Origin of the sequence: Lacticaseibacillus suibinensis (assembly GCF_003946175.1) — a bacterium.
GTDB lineage: Bacteria > Bacillota > Bacilli > Lactobacillales > Lactobacillaceae > Lacticaseibacillus > Lacticaseibacillus suibinensis.
Genome location: NZ_RHOK01000018.1, coordinates 14,387 through 34,433, shown reverse-complemented (window position 1 = coordinate 34,433; position 20,047 = coordinate 14,387). Strand labels below are relative to the sequence as shown.

Annotated in this window: 34 protein-coding genes; 30 read left to right on the top strand and 4 right to left on the bottom strand. The window is 51.1% G+C overall.

What is annotated here, in order from left to right; all coding sequences use genetic code 11:
* The first annotated feature begins 3 nt into the window (after positions 1-3).
* From rpsC to rpsI, 29 genes are all read left to right on the top strand, one after another.
* Positions 4-666, top strand: a complete 663-nt coding sequence (gene rpsC / locus EKM90_RS09550) for a 30S ribosomal protein S3 (protein WP_125582061.1) — start codon at positions 4-6, stop codon at positions 664-666.
* A 3-nt stretch (positions 667-669) separates the two neighbouring features.
* A complete protein-coding gene (gene rplP, locus EKM90_RS09545) occupies positions 670-1,104 on the top strand; it encodes a 50S ribosomal protein L16 (protein WP_125582059.1) in 435 nt (144 codons plus the stop codon).
* Positions 1,094-1,288, top strand: coding sequence for a 50S ribosomal protein L29 (rpmC, locus tag EKM90_RS09540; RefSeq protein ID WP_125582100.1), 195 nt, complete (start codon positions 1,094-1,096; stop codon positions 1,286-1,288). Before rplP ends, rpmC begins: the two co-directional genes overlap by 11 nt.
* 20 nt (positions 1,289-1,308) lie before the next feature.
* Positions 1,309-1,572 (top strand): 30S ribosomal protein S17, encoded by a 264-nt coding sequence (rpsQ, locus tag EKM90_RS09535; protein ID WP_125582057.1) that lies wholly within the window; start codon positions 1,309-1,311, stop codon positions 1,570-1,572.
* 30 nt (positions 1,573-1,602) lie between these two features.
* On the top strand, positions 1,603-1,971 hold the full coding sequence (gene rplN / locus EKM90_RS09530; protein ID WP_125582055.1) for a 50S ribosomal protein L14: 369 nt from the start codon (positions 1,603-1,605) through the stop codon (positions 1,969-1,971).
* A 26-nt stretch (positions 1,972-1,997) separates the two neighbouring features.
* Complete coding sequence (rplX, locus tag EKM90_RS09525) at positions 1,998-2,339, top strand: 50S ribosomal protein L24 (RefSeq protein WP_125582053.1); 342 nt, start codon at positions 1,998-2,000, stop codon at positions 2,337-2,339.
* A gap of 6 nt (positions 2,340-2,345) precedes the next feature.
* Positions 2,346-2,888 carry a 50S ribosomal protein L5 gene (rplE, locus tag EKM90_RS09520; protein WP_125582051.1) on the top strand — a complete coding sequence of 181 codons (543 nt, stop codon included), beginning with the start codon at positions 2,346-2,348 and terminating at the stop codon, positions 2,886-2,888.
* 12 nt (positions 2,889-2,900) lie between these two features.
* Positions 2,901-3,086, top strand: a complete 186-nt coding sequence (locus EKM90_RS09515) for a type Z 30S ribosomal protein S14 (RefSeq protein ID WP_125582049.1) — start codon at positions 2,901-2,903, stop codon at positions 3,084-3,086.
* Positions 3,087-3,116: 30 nt separating this feature from the next.
* A complete protein-coding gene (gene rpsH, locus EKM90_RS09510) occupies positions 3,117-3,515 on the top strand; it encodes a 30S ribosomal protein S8 (RefSeq protein WP_125582047.1) in 399 nt (132 codons plus the stop codon).
* Between the two features lie 27 nt (positions 3,516-3,542).
* A complete protein-coding gene (gene rplF, locus EKM90_RS09505) occupies positions 3,543-4,073 on the top strand; it encodes a 50S ribosomal protein L6 (protein WP_125582045.1) in 531 nt (176 codons plus the stop codon).
* A gap of 92 nt (positions 4,074-4,165) precedes the next feature.
* Positions 4,166-4,525 (top strand): 50S ribosomal protein L18, encoded by a 360-nt coding sequence (gene rplR / locus EKM90_RS09500; protein ID WP_125582043.1) that lies wholly within the window; start codon positions 4,166-4,168, stop codon positions 4,523-4,525.
* 21 nt (positions 4,526-4,546) lie between these two features.
* Positions 4,547-5,056: a 30S ribosomal protein S5 gene (gene rpsE, locus EKM90_RS09495; protein WP_125582041.1), complete on the top strand. Its 510-nt coding sequence runs from the start codon at positions 4,547-4,549 to the stop codon at positions 5,054-5,056.
* A gap of 11 nt (positions 5,057-5,067) precedes the next feature.
* On the top strand, positions 5,068-5,253 hold the full coding sequence (gene rpmD / locus EKM90_RS09490; protein ID WP_125582039.1) for a 50S ribosomal protein L30: 186 nt from the start codon (positions 5,068-5,070) through the stop codon (positions 5,251-5,253).
* A gap of 30 nt (positions 5,254-5,283) precedes the next feature.
* Positions 5,284-5,724 carry a 50S ribosomal protein L15 gene (gene rplO, locus EKM90_RS09485; protein ID WP_125582037.1) on the top strand — a complete coding sequence of 147 codons (441 nt, stop codon included), beginning with the start codon at positions 5,284-5,286 and terminating at the stop codon, positions 5,722-5,724.
* Positions 5,724-7,037 carry a preprotein translocase subunit SecY gene (gene secY / locus EKM90_RS09480; RefSeq protein ID WP_125582035.1) on the top strand — a complete coding sequence of 438 codons (1,314 nt, stop codon included), beginning with the start codon at positions 5,724-5,726 and terminating at the stop codon, positions 7,035-7,037. The genes rplO and secY overlap by 1 nt, the downstream gene beginning before the upstream one ends.
* Before the next feature lie 25 nt (positions 7,038-7,062).
* Complete coding sequence (locus tag EKM90_RS09475; RefSeq protein WP_125582033.1) at positions 7,063-7,719, top strand: adenylate kinase; 657 nt, start codon at positions 7,063-7,065, stop codon at positions 7,717-7,719.
* A 131-nt stretch (positions 7,720-7,850) separates the two neighbouring features.
* Positions 7,851-8,069 carry a translation initiation factor IF-1 gene (gene infA, locus EKM90_RS09470; protein WP_054717703.1) on the top strand — a complete coding sequence of 73 codons (219 nt, stop codon included), beginning with the start codon at positions 7,851-7,853 and terminating at the stop codon, positions 8,067-8,069.
* Between the two features lie 54 nt (positions 8,070-8,123).
* Entirely contained in the window at positions 8,124-8,243 is a 120-nt protein-coding gene (rpmJ, locus tag EKM90_RS09465; protein WP_125582031.1) for a 50S ribosomal protein L36, read from the top strand.
* A gap of 24 nt (positions 8,244-8,267) precedes the next feature.
* Positions 8,268-8,633 carry a 30S ribosomal protein S13 gene (gene rpsM / locus EKM90_RS09460; protein ID WP_125582029.1) on the top strand — a complete coding sequence of 122 codons (366 nt, stop codon included), beginning with the start codon at positions 8,268-8,270 and terminating at the stop codon, positions 8,631-8,633.
* Between the two features lie 21 nt (positions 8,634-8,654).
* Entirely contained in the window at positions 8,655-9,044 is a 390-nt protein-coding gene (gene rpsK / locus EKM90_RS09455) for a 30S ribosomal protein S11 (RefSeq protein ID WP_125582027.1), read from the top strand.
* Between the two features lie 113 nt (positions 9,045-9,157).
* The gene (locus tag EKM90_RS09450) at positions 9,158-10,096 is read left to right on the top strand and encodes a DNA-directed RNA polymerase subunit alpha (protein WP_125582025.1); all 939 of its coding nucleotides are present in this window, start codon (positions 9,158-9,160) and stop codon (positions 10,094-10,096) included.
* Between the two features lie 21 nt (positions 10,097-10,117).
* On the top strand, positions 10,118-10,498 hold the full coding sequence (rplQ, locus tag EKM90_RS09445; RefSeq protein ID WP_125582023.1) for a 50S ribosomal protein L17: 381 nt from the start codon (positions 10,118-10,120) through the stop codon (positions 10,496-10,498).
* A gap of 322 nt (positions 10,499-10,820) precedes the next feature.
* Positions 10,821-11,654: an energy-coupling factor ABC transporter ATP-binding protein gene (locus EKM90_RS09440; RefSeq protein WP_225422813.1), complete on the top strand. Its 834-nt coding sequence runs from the start codon at positions 10,821-10,823 to the stop codon at positions 11,652-11,654.
* On the top strand, positions 11,630-12,496 hold the full coding sequence (locus tag EKM90_RS09435) for an energy-coupling factor ABC transporter ATP-binding protein (RefSeq protein ID WP_125582018.1): 867 nt from the start codon (positions 11,630-11,632) through the stop codon (positions 12,494-12,496). The genes EKM90_RS09440 and EKM90_RS09435 overlap by 25 nt, the downstream gene beginning before the upstream one ends.
* Positions 12,489-13,283 (top strand): energy-coupling factor transporter transmembrane component T family protein, encoded by a 795-nt coding sequence (locus EKM90_RS09430; protein ID WP_125582016.1) that lies wholly within the window; start codon positions 12,489-12,491, stop codon positions 13,281-13,283. The genes EKM90_RS09435 and EKM90_RS09430 overlap by 8 nt, the downstream gene beginning before the upstream one ends.
* Before the next feature lie 48 nt (positions 13,284-13,331).
* Positions 13,332-14,075, top strand: a complete 744-nt coding sequence (truA, locus tag EKM90_RS09425) for a tRNA pseudouridine(38-40) synthase TruA (RefSeq protein WP_125582014.1) — start codon at positions 13,332-13,334, stop codon at positions 14,073-14,075.
* Positions 14,076-14,181: 106 nt separating this feature from the next.
* Positions 14,182-15,393: an MFS transporter gene (locus tag EKM90_RS09420; protein WP_125582012.1), complete on the top strand. Its 1,212-nt coding sequence runs from the start codon at positions 14,182-14,184 to the stop codon at positions 15,391-15,393.
* A gap of 174 nt (positions 15,394-15,567) precedes the next feature.
* A complete protein-coding gene (gene rplM / locus EKM90_RS09415; RefSeq protein ID WP_125582010.1) occupies positions 15,568-16,014 on the top strand; it encodes a 50S ribosomal protein L13 in 447 nt (148 codons plus the stop codon).
* A 13-nt stretch (positions 16,015-16,027) separates the two neighbouring features.
* Positions 16,028-16,420, top strand: coding sequence for a 30S ribosomal protein S9 (gene rpsI / locus EKM90_RS09410; protein WP_125582008.1), 393 nt, complete (start codon positions 16,028-16,030; stop codon positions 16,418-16,420).
* Between the two features lie 209 nt (positions 16,421-16,629).
* On the opposite strand, the gene EKM90_RS09405 is transcribed toward rpsI, so the two are convergent.
* From EKM90_RS09405 to EKM90_RS09390, 4 genes are all read right to left on the bottom strand, one after another.
* Entirely contained in the window at positions 16,630-17,898 is a 1,269-nt protein-coding gene (locus EKM90_RS09405) for a site-specific integrase (RefSeq protein ID WP_125582006.1), read from the bottom strand.
* A gap of 61 nt (positions 17,899-17,959) precedes the next feature.
* Positions 17,960-18,220 (bottom strand): helix-turn-helix transcriptional regulator, encoded by a 261-nt coding sequence (locus tag EKM90_RS09400; protein WP_032958427.1) that lies wholly within the window; start codon positions 18,218-18,220, stop codon positions 17,960-17,962.
* 344 nt (positions 18,221-18,564) lie between these two features.
* Positions 18,565-18,837 carry a helix-turn-helix domain-containing protein gene (locus EKM90_RS09395; RefSeq protein ID WP_125582004.1) on the bottom strand — a complete coding sequence of 91 codons (273 nt, stop codon included), beginning with the start codon at positions 18,835-18,837 and terminating at the stop codon, positions 18,565-18,567.
* A 20-nt stretch (positions 18,838-18,857) separates the two neighbouring features.
* Positions 18,858-19,256: a sigma factor-like helix-turn-helix DNA-binding protein gene (locus EKM90_RS09390; RefSeq protein WP_025012557.1), complete on the bottom strand. Its 399-nt coding sequence runs from the start codon at positions 19,254-19,256 to the stop codon at positions 18,858-18,860.
* 463 nt (positions 19,257-19,719) lie between these two features.
* Between EKM90_RS09390 and EKM90_RS09385 the strand changes: the two genes are divergently transcribed.
* Positions 19,720-19,932: a helix-turn-helix domain-containing protein gene (locus EKM90_RS09385; RefSeq protein WP_025012558.1), complete on the top strand. Its 213-nt coding sequence runs from the start codon at positions 19,720-19,722 to the stop codon at positions 19,930-19,932.
* The last annotated feature ends 115 nt before the right edge of the window (positions 19,933-20,047 follow it).

Genomic DNA, 20,047 nt, shown 5'->3' with positions numbered 1-20,047 from the left:
AGCGTGGGTCAGAAAATCAATCCAATCGGTTTCCGTGTTGGCGTCATCCGTGACTGGGAATCCAAATGGTACGCTGAAAAAGACTTTGCAAGCTACCTTCACGAAGACATTGAAATCCGTAAATTCATCAACAAGAAGCTCGCGGACGCATCTGTTTCGACCATTGAGATCGAACGGGCCGCAAACCGCGTGAACATCTCCATCCACACCGCAAAACCTGGTATGGTCATCGGTAAAGGTGGCGTCCAAGTTGAAAGCTTGCGTAAGGAATTGAACGACCTGACAGGCCGCAAAGTCCACATCAACATCGTGGAAATCAAGAAGCCTGATCTCGACGCTAAGCTGGTCGGCGAAAGCATCGCCCAGCAGCTTGAACAACGTGTGGCTTTCCGCCGCGCGATGAAGCAAGCCATGCAGCGTAGCATGCGCGCTGGTGCCAAGGGGATCAAGACCCAGGCGGCTGGCCGTTTGAACGGTGCCGACATTGCGCGTCGTGAACACTATGCTGAAGGCACCGTGCCTTTGCACACCTTGCGGGCCGATATCGACTACGCATGGGAAGAAGCTCGGACTACTTACGGTCAGATCGGGATCAAGACCTGGATCTACCGCGGTGAAGTTTTGCCTGACAAGCCAAATCGTCAGAATGCGAAAGGAGGGAAATAATCCATGTTAGTACCTAAGCGTGTAAAGCACCGTCGCGAATTCCGTGGGAAGATGCGCGGCGCAGCCAAGGGCGGCAAGGAAGTTTCCTTCGGTGAATTCGGGCTGCAAGCCTTGGAATCACACTGGATCTCTAACCGTCAGATTGAAGCGGCTCGTATTGCCATGACGCGTTACATGAAGCGTGGCGGGAAAGTTTGGATCCGCATTTTCCCTCAAAAGTCTTACACATCTAAGGGCGTCGGCGTCCGGATGGGTAACGGGAAAGGTGCACCATCCGGCTGGGTCGCAGTTGTTAAACGCGAAAAAGTGATGTTTGAAGTCGGCGGCGTTCCGGAAGCAGTTGCACGCGAAGCTTTGCGCCTTGCGTCCAACAAACTCCCTGTCCGCACCAAGATCGTGACTCGCGAGGAAGTAGGTGAGCAATCTAATGAAGGCTAAGGATATTTCAGCATTAACCACAGAGGAAATGCTCGACAAAGAAAAGCAGTACAAGGAAGAGCTCTTCAACCTGCGCTTCCAACAAGCTACTGGCCAAATGGAAAACACTGCTCGCTTGAAGCAAGTGCGGAAGAACATCGCACGGATCAAAACGGTCCTTCGGCAGCAAGCGCTCAATAAATAAGCGGAAAGGAGACAATCACCTTGGAAGAACGTAATTCTCGTAAAGTTTATCAAGGTCGCGTCGTTTCAGACAAAATGGATAAGACCATTACCGTCGAAATCAACACGACAAAGACGCACCCCGTCTACGGCAAGCGTGTGAAGTACTCGAAGAAGTTCTACGCACATGACGAAGACAACGTTGCTAAAGTCGGCGATCTTGTTCAGATCATGGAAACTCGTCCAATGTCTCGCAACAAGCGTTTCCGTTTATTGAACGTTGTCGAAAAGGCAGTTCGTATTTAATCCAAATACGTGTGAAAGGAGGACCAACCCGTGATTCAACAAGAAAGTCGTCTTAAAGTAGCAGACAACTCTGGTGCCCGCGAGCTCCTGGTGATCAAAGTCCTTGGCGGTTCATACCGTAAGACTGGTAACATCGGTGACATCGTTGTGGCAACTGTCAAACAGGCTACACCAGGTGGCGTTGTCAAGGCACATGAAGTCGTTAAGGCTGTTATCGTGCGCACGAAGTCTGGTGCTCGCCGTACTGATGGTTCATACATCAAGTTTGACGAGAACGCTGCAGTCATCATCAACGCAGACAAGAGCCCTCGGGGGACTCGTATCTTTGGACCAGTCGCACGCGAACTGCGTGACGGCGATTTCATGAAGATCGTTTCCTTAGCGCCTGAAGTCCTTTAACATTCTGACCAAATAGGAGGTGCGACATGAAAATCAAAACTGGTGATAAGGTTCGGGTCATGCGTGGTAAAGACGCCGGCAAAGAAGGCACAGTAACCAAGGTCTTGCTTAAGGCAGACAAGGTTATTGTCGAAGGCGTCAACATGATCAAGAAACACCAAAAGCCGAATAACGACTACCCACAAGGTGGCGTTGTCGACAAAGAAGCAGCCATTGCCGTTTCTAACGTAATGCTGCTGGATCCAGAAACCAACAAGCCAACGCGCGTCGGCGCCGAGATCAAAGATGGCAAGAAGATTCGCATTGCCAAAAAGTCCGGCAAAGAATTAACCGCAGCGGCACCAAAAACCGACGGAAAGGAGGACTAATTCCAGATGGCTAATCGTTTACAAGAACGTTTTAACAAAGAAATCGCGCCAGCGATGGTTAAGAAGTTTGACTACAAGAGCACCATGCAGACCCCACACGTTGAAAAAATCGTGCTGAACATGGGTGTCGGTGATGCAACGCAAAACGCCAAGAACCTGGACGAAGCCGTTGCTGAATTGGCATTGATTGCTGGTCAGCAGCCACTGATCACCAAGGCCAAGAAGAGTATCGCGAACTTCCGCCTGCGTGAAGGCATGTCCATCGGCGCCAAGGTGACCTTGCGCGGCGAACGCATGTATGACTTCCTGGACAAGCTGATCAACGTCTCCTTGCCGCGGGTGCGTGACTTCCACGGTATTTCTGCGAAGTCCTTCGATGGCCGAGGCAACTACACCTTGGGCCTTAAGGAACAGGTTATCTTCCCAGAAATCGATTATGACAAGGTTAACCGCGTACGCGGTTTGGACATTGTTATTGTCACCACTGCTAACACGGATGAAGAAGGGCGCGAGTTGCTCAGTCAACTCGGCATGCCTTTCGCAAAATAAGGAGGGTCACACTTGGCTAAGAAGTCTATGATCGTGAAAAACAGTCGGCCTGCAAAGTACGCAGTGCAAGAATACACACGCTGCCAACGTTGTGGTCGTCCACATTCAGTTTACCGTAAGTTCAAACTCTGCCGGATTTGCCTTCGTGAATTAGCTCATGCCGGTCAAATTCCTGGTATGCGCAAAGCTAGCTGGTAAATCGAAACCCAGTCAAAGGAGGTTAAATCAATGGTCTTGACCGATCCAATCGCAGATTACTTGACCCGCATTCGTAACGCCAACATGGTGCGTCACGAATCTCTGGTCGTACCTGCATCAAAGATGAAAATCAACATTTCCGAGATCCTCAAGCGCGAAGGTTTCATTCGCGACTATGAAGTGATCGAAGACGACAAGCAAGGCGTGATCCGTCTGTTCCTGAAATACGGGAAGAACAACGAACGCGTTATTGCCGGCTTGAAGCGCATTTCCAAGCCAGGCTTGCGCTCCTACGTGAAGGCAGATGCTGTGCCGAAGGTCTTGAACGGCCTGGGCATTGCCATCCTGTCGACTCCGGAAGGTGTCATCACGGATAAAGAAGCACGCGCCAAGAACGTCGGCGGCGAAGTTCTCGCCTACGTCTGGTAATCAATTTAAACAAAAGGAGGTGCAACTGTGAGTCGTATTGGTTATAAAACAATCACCGTGCCTGCAGGTGTGACCGTCACCAAGGATGGCGACAACATCACCGTTAAGGGCCCCAAGGGCGAATTGACTCGTGCTTTTGCCCCTGAGATCGAAATGAAGCAAGAAGGCACTGAAATTTCTTTCAGCCGCCCAGATGACTCGTTCAAGGCTTTGCATGGTACCATGCGCGCTAACTTGAACAACATGGTCGTTGGTGTGACCGAAGGCTACGTCAAGCAATTGAAGCTTGTCGGGGTCGGCTACCGTGCGCAAAAGCAAGGCGAAAAGCTGGTCTTGAACGTCGGCTACTCTCACCCAGTTGAGATGCAAGCACCAAAAGGCGTTTCGATTGACGTGCCAAGCAACACCGAAATCAACGTCAGCGGCATTTCCAAGCAGGTCGTCGGCCAATTTGCTGCCGAGATCCGCGCGGTCCGCAGCCCAGAACCTTATAAAGGTAAAGGGATTCGTTACGTCGACGAATACGTTCGGCGTAAGGAAGGTAAGACTGGTAAATAGTCTTACTAAGCTGCAACTAGGTAACTGGCTGCGGCAATTGTATCTGGGCCTCATCAGGCCCGTTAACGCAGTCTATTAAAGGAGTGAACATTGTGATTTCAAAGCCAGATAAAAACAAAACTCGGCAACGGCGTCACGCGCGCGTCCGGGGTAAGATTTCTGGTACGAGCGAGCGCCCACGCTTGAACATTTTCCGTTCTAACAAAAACATCTACGCGCAATTAATTGATGACGTAGCGGGTGTGACGCTAGCAAGTGCCTCCACTCTTGATAAAGAAGTTTCTGCTGATGACAACAAGACTGAGCAAGCAAAGGCAGTTGGCGCATTGGTAGCCAAGCGTGCCGTTGCTGCTGGTCACAAAGTAGTGGTCTTTGACCGTGGTGGTTATCTCTATCATGGTCGCGTGCAAGCTTTAGCTGAAGCCGCACGTGAAAACGGCCTTGAATTCTAATCAAAGGAGGATAACCAACACATGGCATCATACATTGATCCAAACCAACTAGACTTGGAAGACCGCGTTGTGTCGATCAACCGGGTCACCAAAGTTGTCAAAGGTGGCCGTCGTCTGCGTTTTGCAACGATTGCGATCGTCGGCGACAAGCATGGTCACGTCGGCTTTGGGACCGGTAAGGCGCAGGAAGTGCCTGAAGCGATTCGCAAAGCGGTTGAAGACGCGAAGAAGAACCTGATCGAAGTGCCGATCGTTGGCACCACGATCCCTCATGATGTGATCGGTCACTTCGGCGCTGGTGAAGTTCTGCTTAAGCCAGCCGTTGAAGGGTCCGGGGTCGCAGCCGGCGGCGCCGTTCGTGCCGTTATGGAACTGGCTGGGATCGCTGATGTGACCTCCAAGTCACTCGGCCGTAACACCCCAATCAACATGATTCGCGCAACGATGGACGGCTTGACCCAGCTCAAGACGGCTCAAGAAGTTGCTGACTTGCGCGGCGTGTCCGTTTCTCACTTACAAGAACAAGACTAGGAGGGCACATAATGGCTCAGTTAAAAATTACTCTGACTCGCAGTGCTGCTCACCGGTTGCCTAAGCAACGTAAAATTGTGAAGGAACTCGGTCTTGGTCGGGTGAACAGCTCTGTTGTAAAGCCTGACAACGCAGCCACTCGGGGTGCGATTTTCCAGATTTCTCACTTAGTTTCCGTTGAGGAAGTTAAGGACTAAAAACACTAAAGAAACGGAGGTGCCTAACGTATGAAGTTGCATGAATTAAAGCCTAACGACGGTGCACGCTCAAGCCGTAAGCGACTCGGCCGCGGAACTTCCAGCGGTCAAGGTAAGACGGCTGGTAAAGGGACGAAGGGTCAATTAGCTCGCCAAGGCGGCAAGACCCGGCTTGGGTTCGAAGGTGGCCAGATGCCACTGTTCCGGCGCATGCCAAAACGTGGGTTCAAGAACATCAACCGTAAAGTCTTTGCCGTGATCAACGTGCAAGACCTGAACCGGTTCGATGATGGGACCGAAGTAACGCCAACCGTGCTGGTTGAATCCGGCTTGGTTAAGAACGAAAAGGACGGCATCAAGTTGCTTGCTAACGGCAAGCTCGACAAGAAGCTGACCGTTAAAGTCAACAAGGCTTCCGAAGCTGCTAAGAGCGCAGTTGAAGCAGCAGGCGGTTCGCTTGAGGTGATGTAATGCTGAAAACCCTCGTTAACGCATTCAAAGTCAAAGACATCCGCAACAAGATTCTTTTTACTTTAGGCGTTTTATTGGTTTATCGTCTAGGGGCGCAAATCGCAGTACCGGGGGTCGACGCCAAAGCGTTGACACAGGTCGGCTCGACCGGCTTGATCTCCTTGCTGGACACCGTCAGCGGTGGTGGATTAGCGAACTATTCGATCTTCTCAATGGGGGTCTCACCGTACATTACGGCACAAATTGTGGTCCAGTTATTGCAAATGGACATTGTGCCGAAATTCGTTGAATGGAGCAAACAAGGTGAAGTTGGTCGGCGCAAGCTGAACCAAGTCACCCGCTATTTGACCATCTTCCTCGGTTTCTTCCAGGCCGTCGGGATTACTGCTGGCTTCCAGCAGCTTTCCGCGTTGGGGTTGGTGAAAAACCCAACCGTCCAGACTTACGTGGTCATCGGCATTATCTTAACCGGTGGCACGATGTTGCTCACTTGGATGGGTGAACAGATCACTGACAAAGGGATCGGTAATGGCGTGTCCATGATCATCTTTGCCGGGATCATCGCCCGCCTCCCAAGCGGCATCCAGCAGCTGTGGCAAGACAACATCGCCAACAACAATGCCAGTGATCGCTGGCAAGGGGTGCTGTTCCTGGTTGCATTGGCCATCATTTTGGTGCTGGTCATCACGTTTGTTACCTGGGTCCAACAAGCGAACCGGAAGATTCCGATTCAATATACACGCCGCGTGACGGCAGCCGGTAGCAATTCCTACCTGCCGCTCAAGGTTAACGTTGCCGGGGTTATTCCGGTAATCTTCGCATCGTCCTTCATCATCACGCCGCAAACCATTTTGATGGCTTTTGCGAACAAGTTTCAAGATGCCGGCTGGTATAACGCCTTGACGAGCGTCTTCAACATGCAAAAGCCAGCCGGGACGGCCTTGTACACAATCTTGATCGTTTTGTTCACGTTCTTCTATGCTTTCGTCCAGGTTAACCCGGAAAAGGTACAGGAAAACTTGATCAAGCAAGGCAGTTATATTCCTGGGGTTTGGCCAGGGAAAGAAACTGAAAAGTATCTTTCTGGCCTGCTGATGCGCTTGTCCACAGTTGGGGCTTTGTTCCTCGGCTTCGTGGCCTTGCTGCCACAGCTGGCAGCCAACATTTGGGGTCTGCCACAATCAATCGGTCTGGGCGGGACAAGTCTTCTCATCGTGGTCATGACTGCGATTGAACTGGTCCGCCAGTTGGATGGGTTGTTGATGAAGCGGGAATACGTCGGGTTTATCCGCGACGATCTCGTGAAGGACTAGTGTCATATTAATAGGAGGAAGCAACGTGAATCTCATTTTAATGGGACTTCCAGGTGCAGGTAAAGGGACGCAGGCCGAACGCATTGAGGACGCCTATCCCGTTGCCCACATCAGTACGGGGGACATGTTCCGCGCCGCGATGGCTGCTGGCACCGAAATGGGCAAGCAAGCCAAAGCATTTATCGACCAGGGTCAACTGGTACCTGATGAAGTCGTTGATGGCATCGTCAAGGACCGCCTTGGTGAGAAGGATACCGATGAAGGCTACATGCTGGATGGGTTCCCACGGACCATTGCACAAGCTGAAGCACTTGAAACCATCACCAAAACATTGGCCAAGCCGATCGACGCGGTGATCAATATTGACGTTAAGCCGGATGTCCTGGTTGAACGCTTATCTGGCCGCTACATTTGCAAAAACTGTGGCGCGACCTACCATAAGCTGTACAACCCGACCAAGGTGGCTGACACCTGTGATCGTTGTGGTCACCACGAGTTCTTCCAGCGTGACGATGACAAGCCTGAAACCGTGAAAAATCGGTTGAAGGTGAACATCGAAATGAACACGCCGCTGCTTGATTTTTATGATCAGCGGCACCTGTTGTTCAACGTCAACGGCGACCAAGACATCGATCTGGTTTTCGCCGAGATCAAAAAGATCCTGGAGACGATCGCCCAGTAATCGTCTTTTGGCCACGGCCTGACTGTTTTCAAAGTGGTCGAATTATGTTACAATATCGCGGTATGCGCTGAGGCCAGATGTGGCTTCAACGTTTTCGCGTGTGATCCAAACAATTAGGAGGAATATATTTCGTGGCAAAAGACGATGTGATCGAAATTCAGGGCACCGTGGTCGATACTTTACCGAACGCGATGTTCAAAGTCGAGCTTGAAAATGGCGCGACGATTCTTGCGCATGTGTCAGGGAAGATTCGGATGCACTACATCCGCATTTTGCCTGGGGATCGTGTGACTGTAGAATTGTCGCCATATGATCTGACCAAAGGCCGGATCACTTACCGTTTCAAGTAATTTGCCAGAGTGCATGCATTCTGCAAGCACGTTTCCAAGAGGAGGCTACTAATCATGAAAGTACGTCCATCTGTTAAAAAGATGTGCGAGCATTGCAAGGTCATCCGCCGCAAAGGCCGCGTCATGATCATCTGCTCTGCTAACCCGAAACACAAGCAACGCCAAGGTTCATAATTCACTAATAGGAGGTGTCATCATATGGCTCGTATCGCAGGTGTTGACTTACCACGTGGTAAGCAAATCGTCATTGCGCTGACCTACATTTTTGGGATCGGCAACACGACCGCCAAGAAGATTCTGAAAGAAGCAGGCGTTCCTGAAGACGTCCGCGAAGAAGACTTGACTCCCGACCAGGAAGACAAGATCCGTGCAGCCGTCGACAACGTTAAAGTTGAAGGCGATCTGCGCCGTGAAGTTAGCCTGAACATCAAGCGGCTTCAAGAAATCGGCTCATACCGTGGCATGCGTCACCGTCGCGGTCTGCCTGTTCGTGGTCAAAACACCAAGAACAACGCCCGGACCCGTAAAGGTAAGAAGATTACCATCGCCGGGAAGAAGAAATAATTAAAAAGGAGGTAAGTATCGATGGCTGTAAGAAAAACCACACGCAAGCGCCGCGTTCGTAAGAACATTGAAAGTGGCGTTGCGCACATCCACTCAACGTTCAACAACACGTTGGTCATGATCACAGATCCTCGCGGTAACGCGATTGCTTGGTCTTCTGCTGGTGCCCTCGGTTTCAAAGGCTCCCGTAAGTCCACGCCATTTGCTGCGCAAATGGCTGCTGAAGCGGCGGCTAAGGAATCCATGGAACATGGCATGAAGTCTGTTGAAGTTGCCGTCAAGGGCCCAGGCTCCGGTCGTGAAGCTGCGATTCGTTCGCTCCAGGCAACCGGTCTTGAAGTGACCGCGATCCGCGATGTGACCCCAGTGCCTCATAACGGTTCTCGTCCTCCGAAGCGTCGTCGTGTGTAATTGTTTACCCTATTTTGGCAACGCTTGGTCGCCAAAATTGCGGCAAACCGCACCGGTTTGCCACGTGCTGGGAAACAAGGTTCACTTCTCGTTTTGAAAGGGGTACAGACTAGATGATCGAATTTGAAAAGCCGAACATCACAAAGGTTGACGAAAGCACCAACTACGGCAAGTTTGTGGTCGAACCGCTAGAACGCGGCTACGGCACCACATTGGGCAACTCGCTGCGGCGGATTCTGCTCTCTTCTTTGCCAGGTGCTGCGGTTTCTAACATCCAAATCGATGGCGTGCTCCATGAGTTCTCCACGATTGACGGGGTGCTGGAAGACGTTACGCAGATCATCCTGAACATCAAGAAGCTTGCTTTGAAGATGCATTCGGATGAAGATAAGACCGTCGAGATCGACGTTGAAGGTCCGGCTACCGTGACCGCCGCCGATATCGTCACAGACAGTGATGTTGAGGTATTGAACCCCGAACAGTACATTTGTACCGTTGCCGAAGGGGGCCACTTCCATGTCCGCATGACCGTTCGTACGGGTCGCGGCTACGTGGCTGCAGATCAAAACAAGACCGAAAACATGCCGATCGGCGTGCTCCCAATCGACTCGATTTTTACCCCAATTAGCCGGGTCAATTATCAAGTTGAAAGCACCCGCGTCGGTCGCCGGAATGACTTCGATAAGCTGACGTTGGATGTTTGGACGAACGGTTCGATCTCTCCGCGTGAAGCCATCAGCTTGGCGGCTAAGATTTTGACCGAACATCTCGACATTTTTGTTAACTTGACTGATGAAGCCAAGAACGCCGAGATCATGGTCGAAAAAGAAGAGACCCACAAGGAAAAGATGCTCGAGATGACCATCGAAGAGCTCGACTTGTCTGTTCGTTCTTACAACTGCTTGAAGCGTGCTGGTATCAACACGGTTCAAGAGTTAACCAACAAGACCGAAGCCGATATGATGAAAGTACGGAACTTGGGCCGCAAGTCGCTTGAAGAAGTTAAAAACAAGCTGTCTGATCTGGGTCTGAGCCTACGTAAGGAAGACTAATACACAAAAGGAGGCCAATCCATGAGTTACCGGAAATTAGGGCGCACAAGCTCACAACGTAAAGCGTTGCTGCGCGACTTGACGACGGATCTGATCGTGAACGAACGTATCACCACGACCGAAGCCCGCGCCAAGGAAATTCGTTCCACCTTTGATAAGATGGTCACACTGGGCAAGCGTGGCGATCTCCATGCTCGTCGTCAGGCGGCTGCATTCCTTCGCAACAAGATTGCTGACGTGAAGGAAGACGGTGACAATGTTGTTGTTCAGTCTGCTTTGCAGAAACTGTTCAGTGATGTTGCCCCACGTTATGCTGAACGCAACGGTGGCTACACCCGCATCTTGAAGATGGGTGCTCGCCGCGGTGATGGCGCACAACTGGTGATTATCGAAATGGTTTAAACCATTTGATGAACCGAATTTCAAAACCGAATCGACCCTAGTGGCCGGTTCACTTTGATCATTTGATCGATGGAGCGTTACGATGTTGGCTACCGAAGGGTATGGACATTTGTCCCAGGGGCGACCCTGCCGAGTCTAGCTTGCGAGCACCGGGCAACCGGTGTCTCCATCTCAAATGATTTTTTTATACATAGAATCGGCTGGGGCAGATGCCTCAGCTTTTTTAGTGGCCGAACGTTTCCAGGCCCAGCGAGCAGCGTTAAAATATGGTATCATGATTGACAGTTGTGATTGTTTGCAAACCGCTCAAGGAGGCAGCGCCGTGGCTTTGATCGACATCGAACATCTGAATTTTGCTTATCCGGATCAAACCAAACCGGCCTTACGCGATGTCTCGCTGCAGGTGAACGCCGGAGAGTGGGTGGCCATCATTGGCCATAACGGCTCCGGTAAAAGTACCTTGGCCAAGAATATCAATGGCCTGCTCGCCCCAGCTTCGGGGCAGGTGACCGTGGCCGGGTTACCGTTGACCGAAGCCAACGTCTGGGCGATTCGCGAAAAAGTTGGCATTGTGTTCCAAAATCCCGATAACCAGTTCGTCGGTGCCACGGTTCAAGATGATGTCGCCTTTGGTTTGGAAAACCGGGCGGTGCCGCGACCAGAAATGGTCACGCGCGTTCACGATGCCTTGGCGCAAGTGAACATGTTGGACTTTGCCACGCGGGAGCCTGCGCGCCTTTCTGGTGGGCAAAAACAGCGGGTGGCGATCGCTGGCATCATTGCGCAGCGGCCGGAGATCATTATTTTGGATGAAGCCACCTCGATGCTGGATCCGGCGGGGCGGGCGGAAGTGCTGACTTTGATCCAACAATTGCGGGCGCAAACCAATATGACCGTGCTGTCGATCACCCATGATGTCGACGAAGCCGCCTCGGCGGACCGGGTTGTGCTGTTAAACGATGGTGAAATTGTGGAGTCTGGCACCCCGGCTGAGATCTTTACCCATGGTGAGGAACTGCTTGCGTTAGGATTGGACGTGCCTTATCCAGAACGGCTTAAGGCCGCTTTGCGCCGCGCTGGGGCCACGATGCCGAAGGACTATCTCGATGAAGAAGGGCTGGTGAACTACCTGTGGACATTACATTCGACCATGTAAGCTTTACCTATCAGGCAGGGACCCCTTTTGCTGGTGATGGGTTGAAAGATGTTTCCGTCACCATCAAAGATGGTAGCTACACGGCCATCATCGGTCATACCGGGAGTGGGAAAAGCACGTTGCTGCAGCACTTGAATGCCTTGCTTAAACCCACCAGTGGCACCGTCACCATTGGGGATTTCAAAATCACCAATGAAACCTCCAACAAAAACCTCAAGCCGTTGCGGCAAAAAGTTGGCATGGTGTTCCAATTCGCGGAAAATCAGCTGTTTGAACAAACCGTGGCCAAGGATATCGCGTTTGGGCCAAAGAACTTCGGTGTGAGTGAAGAAGAGGCCTTGAAGCTGGCGGCGCAGATGGTCAAACTGGTGGGCTTGCCGGATTCCGTGCTCGAACAGTCCCCGTTTGATTTGTCAGGTGGCCAAATGCGCCGGGTGGCGATTGCCGGTGTGCTGGCGATGCAGCCAGAGGTGTTAGTGCTGGATGAGCCGACTGCCGGCTTAGATCCGGCAGGGCGTAATGAAATGATGGCGATGTTTCAGCAGCTCCATGAAACGCAAGGCCTGACCATTGTGCTGGTGACGCATTTGATGGATGATGTCGCCGATTTTGCGGATCAGGTGCTGGTGATGGACCAAGGCCAGCTGATCAAAACTGGCAGTCCCCGGGCGATTTTTGCTGATCCGGCGTGGCTGACGGCGCACCAGTTGGGCTTGCCGAAAACGGCCCAAATGGCGCAGGCGTTGACCGCTAAAGGCTTCCAGTTTGACCCGCAGCCGCTGACCACCGAAGAACTCGCGCAGCAGCTGCTGCCGCAAATCGGAGGTGGCGCGCATGACTAAGCTGCTGCTCGGGCGCTATCTGCCTGGTGATTCTTGGGTGCACCGCCTGGATCCGCGCACCAAGTTAATGGCCAGCTTTTACTACATTGGCATTATCTTTCTGGCCAATAACTGGCAATCCTATTTGCTGATGTTCGTGGCCACCATGGTGATGGTGGCGTTGTCCAAAATCAAGCTCGGTTTCTTCTTGCGCGGCGTGCGCCCGATGATCTGGCTGATTTTGTTCACGGTGGCCTTGCAGATCTTCTTTACCAAAGGCGGCACGGTGTATTGGTCTTGGGGCTGGCTGGCGATTACCCAGTATGGCCTGACCAACGGGGCGTTCATCTTCATGCGCTTCGTGCTGATTATTTTCGTGTCGACGCTTTTGACCTTGACCACCCAGCCGCTGTCCTTAGCGGATGCGGTGGAGTCGCTGCTCAAGCCCTTGCGCCGGATCGGCGTGCCGGTAACCGAGCTGGCACTGGTGCTGCAGATTGCCTTGCGCTTTGTGCCGACCTTGATGGATCAAACCACCAAGATTATGAATGCGCAGCGCGCGCGTGGGGTCGATTTTGGCTCCGGTAACTTGTTCCAGCAGATGAAGGCGGTGGTGCCGCTGCTGATTCCGTTGTTCGTGGATAGCTTTGGCATTGCTGAAGATTTGGCGACGGCGATGGATGCGCGAGGGTACCAAGGCGGTGATGGTCGGACCAAATTCCGGATTTTGCAGTATCACCAGCCCGATATCGTGGCGGGTCTGGCGATGGTGCTGCTGACCGTGGGACTCGTGTTCTTAAGAGCTTGATCATTTTGACGTGAGGGGCAGCCCTCACGTCTTTTTAGAGGGGAAACAATGACACATTACAAATTAACCTTGGCCTATGACGGCACCAAGTTTGCGGGCTATCAAATTCAGCCCCGCCAGCGGACGGTGCAAGGCGTGCTGGAAAAAGCGTTAGGCAAAATGGCCAAGGTCGATCATATCCATGTCGATGGTTCCGGCCGCACTGATTCTGGCGTGCATGCCTTGGGCCAGGTGATTTCGTTTGATTACCCGGGTAATATTCCTGAACGCTCAATGATGCTGGCGATGAATTCCTTGATGCCGCTGGACGTGGAAATCTTGAAGGCGGAAATTGTGCCGGCAACTTTTCATGCTCGGTACAGCGCCAAAGGCAAGCGCTATGTGTACCGTGTGGCGCGCGGCCGGTTCACCGATCCGTTCAACCGCCTGTATACTGGGCACTATCCGTATCCACTGGACTTGGACCGCATTCAAGCGGCGCTGAAAGATGTCGTGGGCACCCATGACTTTACCAGCTTTGCGGCCAGCGGTGGCGTGATTGAAGACAAGGTGCGCACAATCTATGAAGCGACGGTGCAGGACGACCCTGCCCACAATGAAATTCGCTTCGAGTTTTACGGCAATGGTTTTTTGTACAACATGGTGCGCATTCTGGTGGCGACGCTTTTGGAAATTGGCAACGGGCGGCGGGACGTCCATGATTTTCAGCGGCTGTATCAGGTCAAAGACCGCCAGCAAGCCCGCGGCACCGCGCCGGCGTCAGGACTTTATCTGAAGGAAGTCTATTACTAGCCGGCAGTTTTCTATTGACAAGACACCCCCTATCCGGCAAAATAAGTCCCATCAGCGCTAGTGTCTTGACACTGGCGCTTTTTGATTAAAAGGGGGATTTTTGCTGATGGAAACAACCAAACCGGCAGGGCTTCGGGCCCATGCGCGTTTGATTACTGGGGTCGGGGTAGCCTGGCTGTTTGATGCCATGGATGTGGGGATGCTTTCGTTCGTGATTGCGGCGGTGCATGAAGAGTGGCAGCTGAATCCGGTGCAAATGGGCTGGATCGGCAGTATCGGTAGCATTGGCATGGCGCTCGGAGCGATTGTCTTCGGCATGCTGGCGGACCGGATCGGCCGCAAAACCGTGTTAATCGTCACACTGCTGATTTTCTCACTGGGGTCGGCTTTGTCAGCGCTGGCCACGGGGTACGCGTTTTTCATGGTGCTGCGGCTATTGATTGGCATGGGGCTGGGCGGCGAGTTGCCAGTGGCGTCGACGCTGGTGTCGGAAAGCGTCGCCCCTGAGCATCGTGGGCGCAGTGTGGTGCTATTGGAAAGCTTTTGGGCCGCTGGGTGGCTGCTGGCGGCGCTGCTGTCCTATTTTGTCATTCCGCACTGGGGCTGGCGGGTCGCCATGGTAATCACTGGCTTGGCCGCCGTTTATGCGTTCTACTTTCGGGAAGGGATTAAGGAGTCGCCGGTGTACCTGACCAAAAATATCCAGGCTAAGCCGCGCTTTTGGCCCACCTTCTTGAAGTTGTGGCGGCCACCGTATCGGCGGGCGACGCTCATGCTGTGGGTGGTATGGTTCATGGTGGTCTTCTCCTACTATGGCATGTTCCTGTGGCTGCCCAGCGTGATGGTGCTAAAGGGCTTTTCCCTGATTAATTCTTTCGGCTATGTGCTCGTGATGACGCTGGCCCAGCTGCCAGGTTACTTTGTGGCGGCGTGGTTGATTGAAAAGTGGGGGCGCAAGCCCGTGCTGGGCGGCTTTTTGTTCGGCACGGCGCTGGCCGCGTTAGGTTTTGGCTTGGCGACGAGTTTACCGATGCTGTTGGCGTCAGGCATGCTACTTTCGTTTTTCAACCTGGGGGCATGGGGGGCTTTGTACGCGTATTCGCCAGAGCAATACCCGAGTGTCATTCGCAGCAGTGGTTCTGGCTTGTCAGCCGGGATTGGTCGGATCGGGGGGATTGTTGGGCCGCTGTTGGTGGGTAGCTTGATTGGCCATGTGGCGTTGTCGGTGATTTTCACCATTTTCACCGTGGCGATTTTGATTGCTGTGGCGGCGGTGTTTGGTTTAGGTCAGGAAACGATGGGCAAGCAGCTCGACTAAATTGCCACCGGTGGTTGTTGAAGCAGCGCGCTCGTGTTTTTCTGAAATCGTTGCCCTTGGAAGATTGACTTTCAAGGGTATTTTTGATAGATTAGTACCTGGTATTGTTTGCCCCACATAAGCCCCGGAAACTTATAGGTGTCAAACAGCACAGAATATTGGAGGAAACAAATCGTGCGTACAACATTTATGGCTAAGCCAGATGAAATCGAACGTAAATGGGTCCTGATCGACGCGACTGATATCAGTCTTGGTCGTCTGGCCTCAGTTGTTGCGACCGTTTTACGCGGTAAGAACAAGCCAACCTACACCCCTCATACTGACGTTGGTGACAACGTGATTGTGATCAATGCAGGCAAGCTGAAGCTTACCGGCCGCAAGGCGACCGACAAGATCTACTATCACCACAGTCAACATCCAGGTGGTTTGAAGCATGAAGTTGCGGGTGACCTGTTGAAGGACAACCCAACTCGCTTGGTCGAATACGCCGTTAAGAAGATGCTGCCAACCAAGAACACGCTTGGTCACCAGCAGTTCTTGAAGCTTCACGTGTATGCAGGTGAGGAACACCCACACACCGCGCAGAAGCCAGAAGTACTCGACATCACGAACCTAATTTAAGGAGGACACAACTGTGGCAGAAGTAGCATACAGCGGCACAGGTCGCCGCAAAAATTCGGTTGCCCGGGTCCGCTTGGTTCCTGGCACCGGTAAGATTACGATGAACGGCAAAGACGTTCACGATTACCTTCCATACGAAAACCTGATCCTCGATTTGACCCAGCCATTCGGTATCACCGAAACGACTGGCGCCTACGATGTTCTGGTTAACGTTAACGGCGGCGGTTTCACCGGCCAGGCCGGCGCAACCCGTCACGGCATCGCTCGTGCATTGCTCAATGTAGACCCGGACTTCCGCGGCCCACTGAAGCGTGCCGGCATGCTCACCCGTGACCCACGGATGAAGGAACGTAAGAAGTACGGTCTCAAGAAGGCACGTAAAGCATCACAATTTAGCAAACGGTAATAGTGTTATGCTATCGAGATGGAAACGTTGCTACGACAACGTTTCAAGCATATCTCGGACTCGGAAAGTGGTTCTCCCAATTAGGGCGAGCCACTTTTTTTGACCCCTCAATTAGGGCGTAATTTGTGCGCGTCTTTCGCTTGAGAAATCCTGGCTCCAAGAATTTTTGGGGCGCGTGTCCTAGTCTTACGTTCTTTTGTGCGTCAATTTTAATGAATTTCGTTGAGTTTCATTTCCTGTGCGAGTGAGTTAGCTCTTGCTTGTGCGATTCGTTCAGCGAACTTATCATGAACATCCAGACCAACAATATCAGGCGTGTTGACATACACGCGCGTGGTCTTGATGCTGGAATGTGACAGTGCTTCGGAGATCAGCTGTAAGCTGGCACCACCTTGACGTGCAAGTGTTGAGAACGTATGCCGCAACTTGTGCGGTGTGACCCGAACGAGGTCAGGGTGGCGCTTATAGATTGAATTCAGACGATAGTTGAGATAGTCGGCATGTAACGGTTGGTTGATCCCACCTTGGAAGTTCGTGTAGGTAAACAGAAACTGGTTTGGCCCAGACTCTAGGTTTACTTCTGCGAGTTCAATGGCTTGTTTGTCGTGCCATTCTCTCAACATCGGGATCAAAATCGGCGGTAAAGCGTGGGAGGTTTCCTTCTTGGCCTTGGTTGGACCGACCTTACCGCTTTTCTTGAGTGCTTGAATAATCAGAACATAGCCGGTGTTGAAGTCAACGTGCTTCCATTGCAATCCGTATGATTCACCCTTGCGATCTCCGAGGTGGAGTGTAAGGAGAAGTAACAGATAATCTTGATCACTTAACTTGCCGTTTTCGTGATCTGTGTTGGCAGCGTCGAGCCAAGCCACCATTTCATCAGCGGAAAGTGATTCGCCAGTCATCTTGCGACGAGTGGCGAGCCGTTCCTTTTTGGGACTGCCGATGGAGGAAATAGCTTTTTCTAGCCGGTTCACATCGATGAAGTCCACCATTTCGGCGGTATCAAACATCTGACTGACGTAAGACTTGACTGTGCGAATGTTTGCGTACTTCTCTGACAGAATTGCCAGTTCTTGCATGACGAACTGCTTATTGAGATTTAAGTAAGTCATTGAATACTCGCCGAACATTGGAAGCAGGTGAAGTCGGAAAATATTGCGTGTATTCGCTTGAGTTTCCTCTGAAGGAATAATACGAATACGTCCGGTTGCGCCAGCAGCGTATAGCGGCCACCAGACTTCGCGGTAAAAGTTCTTGAATAGCATTTCCCCGTTCTTCTTGATAGCACTTGCTGATTGTGTTTTTTGAGCCTCCTTAATTTTCTCATCGACCTGTTTTTGCAGCGTTCTGGCTTCCAACTTTGTCGCTACGGTTTTACGGTAACGTGGAACTTTCACGCCAAGAATGCCGCGAATATCTTTAGGGTAGAACACCTCCACAAAGTAAGTGCCTGCATCAGTTTTAGTAATAGACATGATATTTACCTCCTGTTGTTTGTCAACGAGCTTGAACAGGATGTAAAGCTACATCGACATATTACCATCCTTCAACGCGTTTGCGAAGCCATCCATCAACTGCGTCGCGATCATAGCGAACAACACCACAGATGTTGATTCTTGGTAGGCCAAGCTCAATCCACTTGTCCAAGGTATTGTTAGAAATCTTCAAGTACGCGCACAACTCCATCTTCAACAGGTACCGATCATGCTGTGATTGTTCTTCGCGAGCCCTGTTAACTTCATCGAGAAACAAGGTAGACAGAGCGTTACGAATCGCAATCACGTTCTGATCGTCCATTGGAAAATCGATTGGCGCTTCTATTGCTTGCGCTGAAATATGACACACCTCCTTCTTCGCAGTGTTGGCGAAACTGATGTTGTGAAGAACAGTTCATCATTCAGCCCGATTCCAATCGGCTATCGAGAATCTCAAAGAGAGCCTCTTTCCCTCGTTTCGTCAGGGTGACGTACAAGTATCCGGCTCACTGGGTTAGTCGCTCGCTCGTGAGAGGTCATGGCGTTGCGGAGCCTTCGTTGCTGAATGATGCTATTAAGTTATCAAAGGACATGGCGGGCCAAATAAAAACCTGCCTCTGATATATCAGACGACAGGTGAGTTCGGAAATGAAACCATATCCGAAATTAATTATTATTTAATGACGTGAACTTGAGTTTCCGACTTGAGTTTGTGGGCGACTCTGCCAAATGCTTTTCAACGTCGAAGTGTTTGACGATGTACACAAATTTAATTTGAAGTTCTTGCTTCAAATCCGGATCGACATAGCTTTTTCCAAATGCCGCCTCACGGTTGAAGTCGTGATTGAACATTATTAGTAGTTGGGACATTGCCTCATCATCTCCACCCTGCGCTGCCAAGATAACCGGGATCAGGTTATCGATCTGTGTGTAATGCATTGAATACTCCTCCGCACGCGCTACATATTTTCGTATGCTGCCTTAATCCTTTGCAATGCGCGCCGCCTGCGCTTATTTGCTCCTTGGCTAGTTATACCTACCTGACTACCGATTTCCACGTCGTTGAGTTCATCGTAGTAATACTGATACAAAACCATCTTATCAGCTGTTGAAAGAGTTGCGACGGCCTTTGACAACCGCTCGTCGTCAACAAAATTCTCCAACTCTGCAATTTCCTCAAGGGTCAAGGTGAAATCTTGGAGATGGTAAGGCTCCCGGATTTCTTCAAGTAGCCAGTCTTCAAGCGGTGTTGTATTAATCAGTCTAAGACCGGCGCGGTATCGATCGATGCGTTCGTTTCTTAACCCGTCTTGAACATACCTGATGAACATCTTTGACACTTCACGTTCGCTACTCATCGTGATAACCTCCTAATATTTTGAGCTCTTCTTAATAACAGACGAAAAAAAATCGAGATGTGAAACCGGTTTCAATATATTTTTGTGTAAATGACACAAAATAAAAACCATCGGTAAAAATGCCGATGGTTTGAGTGCGTAACCTATAGAACCGGGTTGAGATACAGCGTAACAGATACTGCGATAGAGCCAGCATTGGTGAGGATCCAATTCAATGCGCCCCATTTACTAAAACGGTGTTCCTGTTGGTAACACGTTACAGTGAGCTAAATGTGCGCTTGGATTCATGGTCACAGCGCAGCCGAGCTGAATATTTTTATAGATTTAATCGATTCTAAATCGGATGAGGTACATGGGAATCCAATATGCAAATATTTCTACATAAAATAAAAGGTTACATCACGAATCCGTGAGCTAATATTGCTAGTTAATGATATACTAAAATGATAAGTGAGGTGGCATGATGACGATTTCATATAAAGGACTCTGGAAGACCTTAATTGACCAAGACATCAATAAAACACAGTTGAAAGAGCAAGCTGGTGTGAGCGCAAATGTCATCGCAAAGTTAGGAAAAGATCAGCCTGTTTCGATGGAGTCACTCATTAAAATTGGTGAAGCTCTAAATGTTGATATCGGCGACATCGTTAGTATTAAGTCCGAGAACCGAAAATAAATACTCGGGTTTGCATTCTGTTGTGAATTGTACTTCCCGATATTCAATGGGTCGCGTACCGAGCACATATTAGTGTTTACACCAACAAGTAGAAATTAGTCGGAAAGAGGTAAGC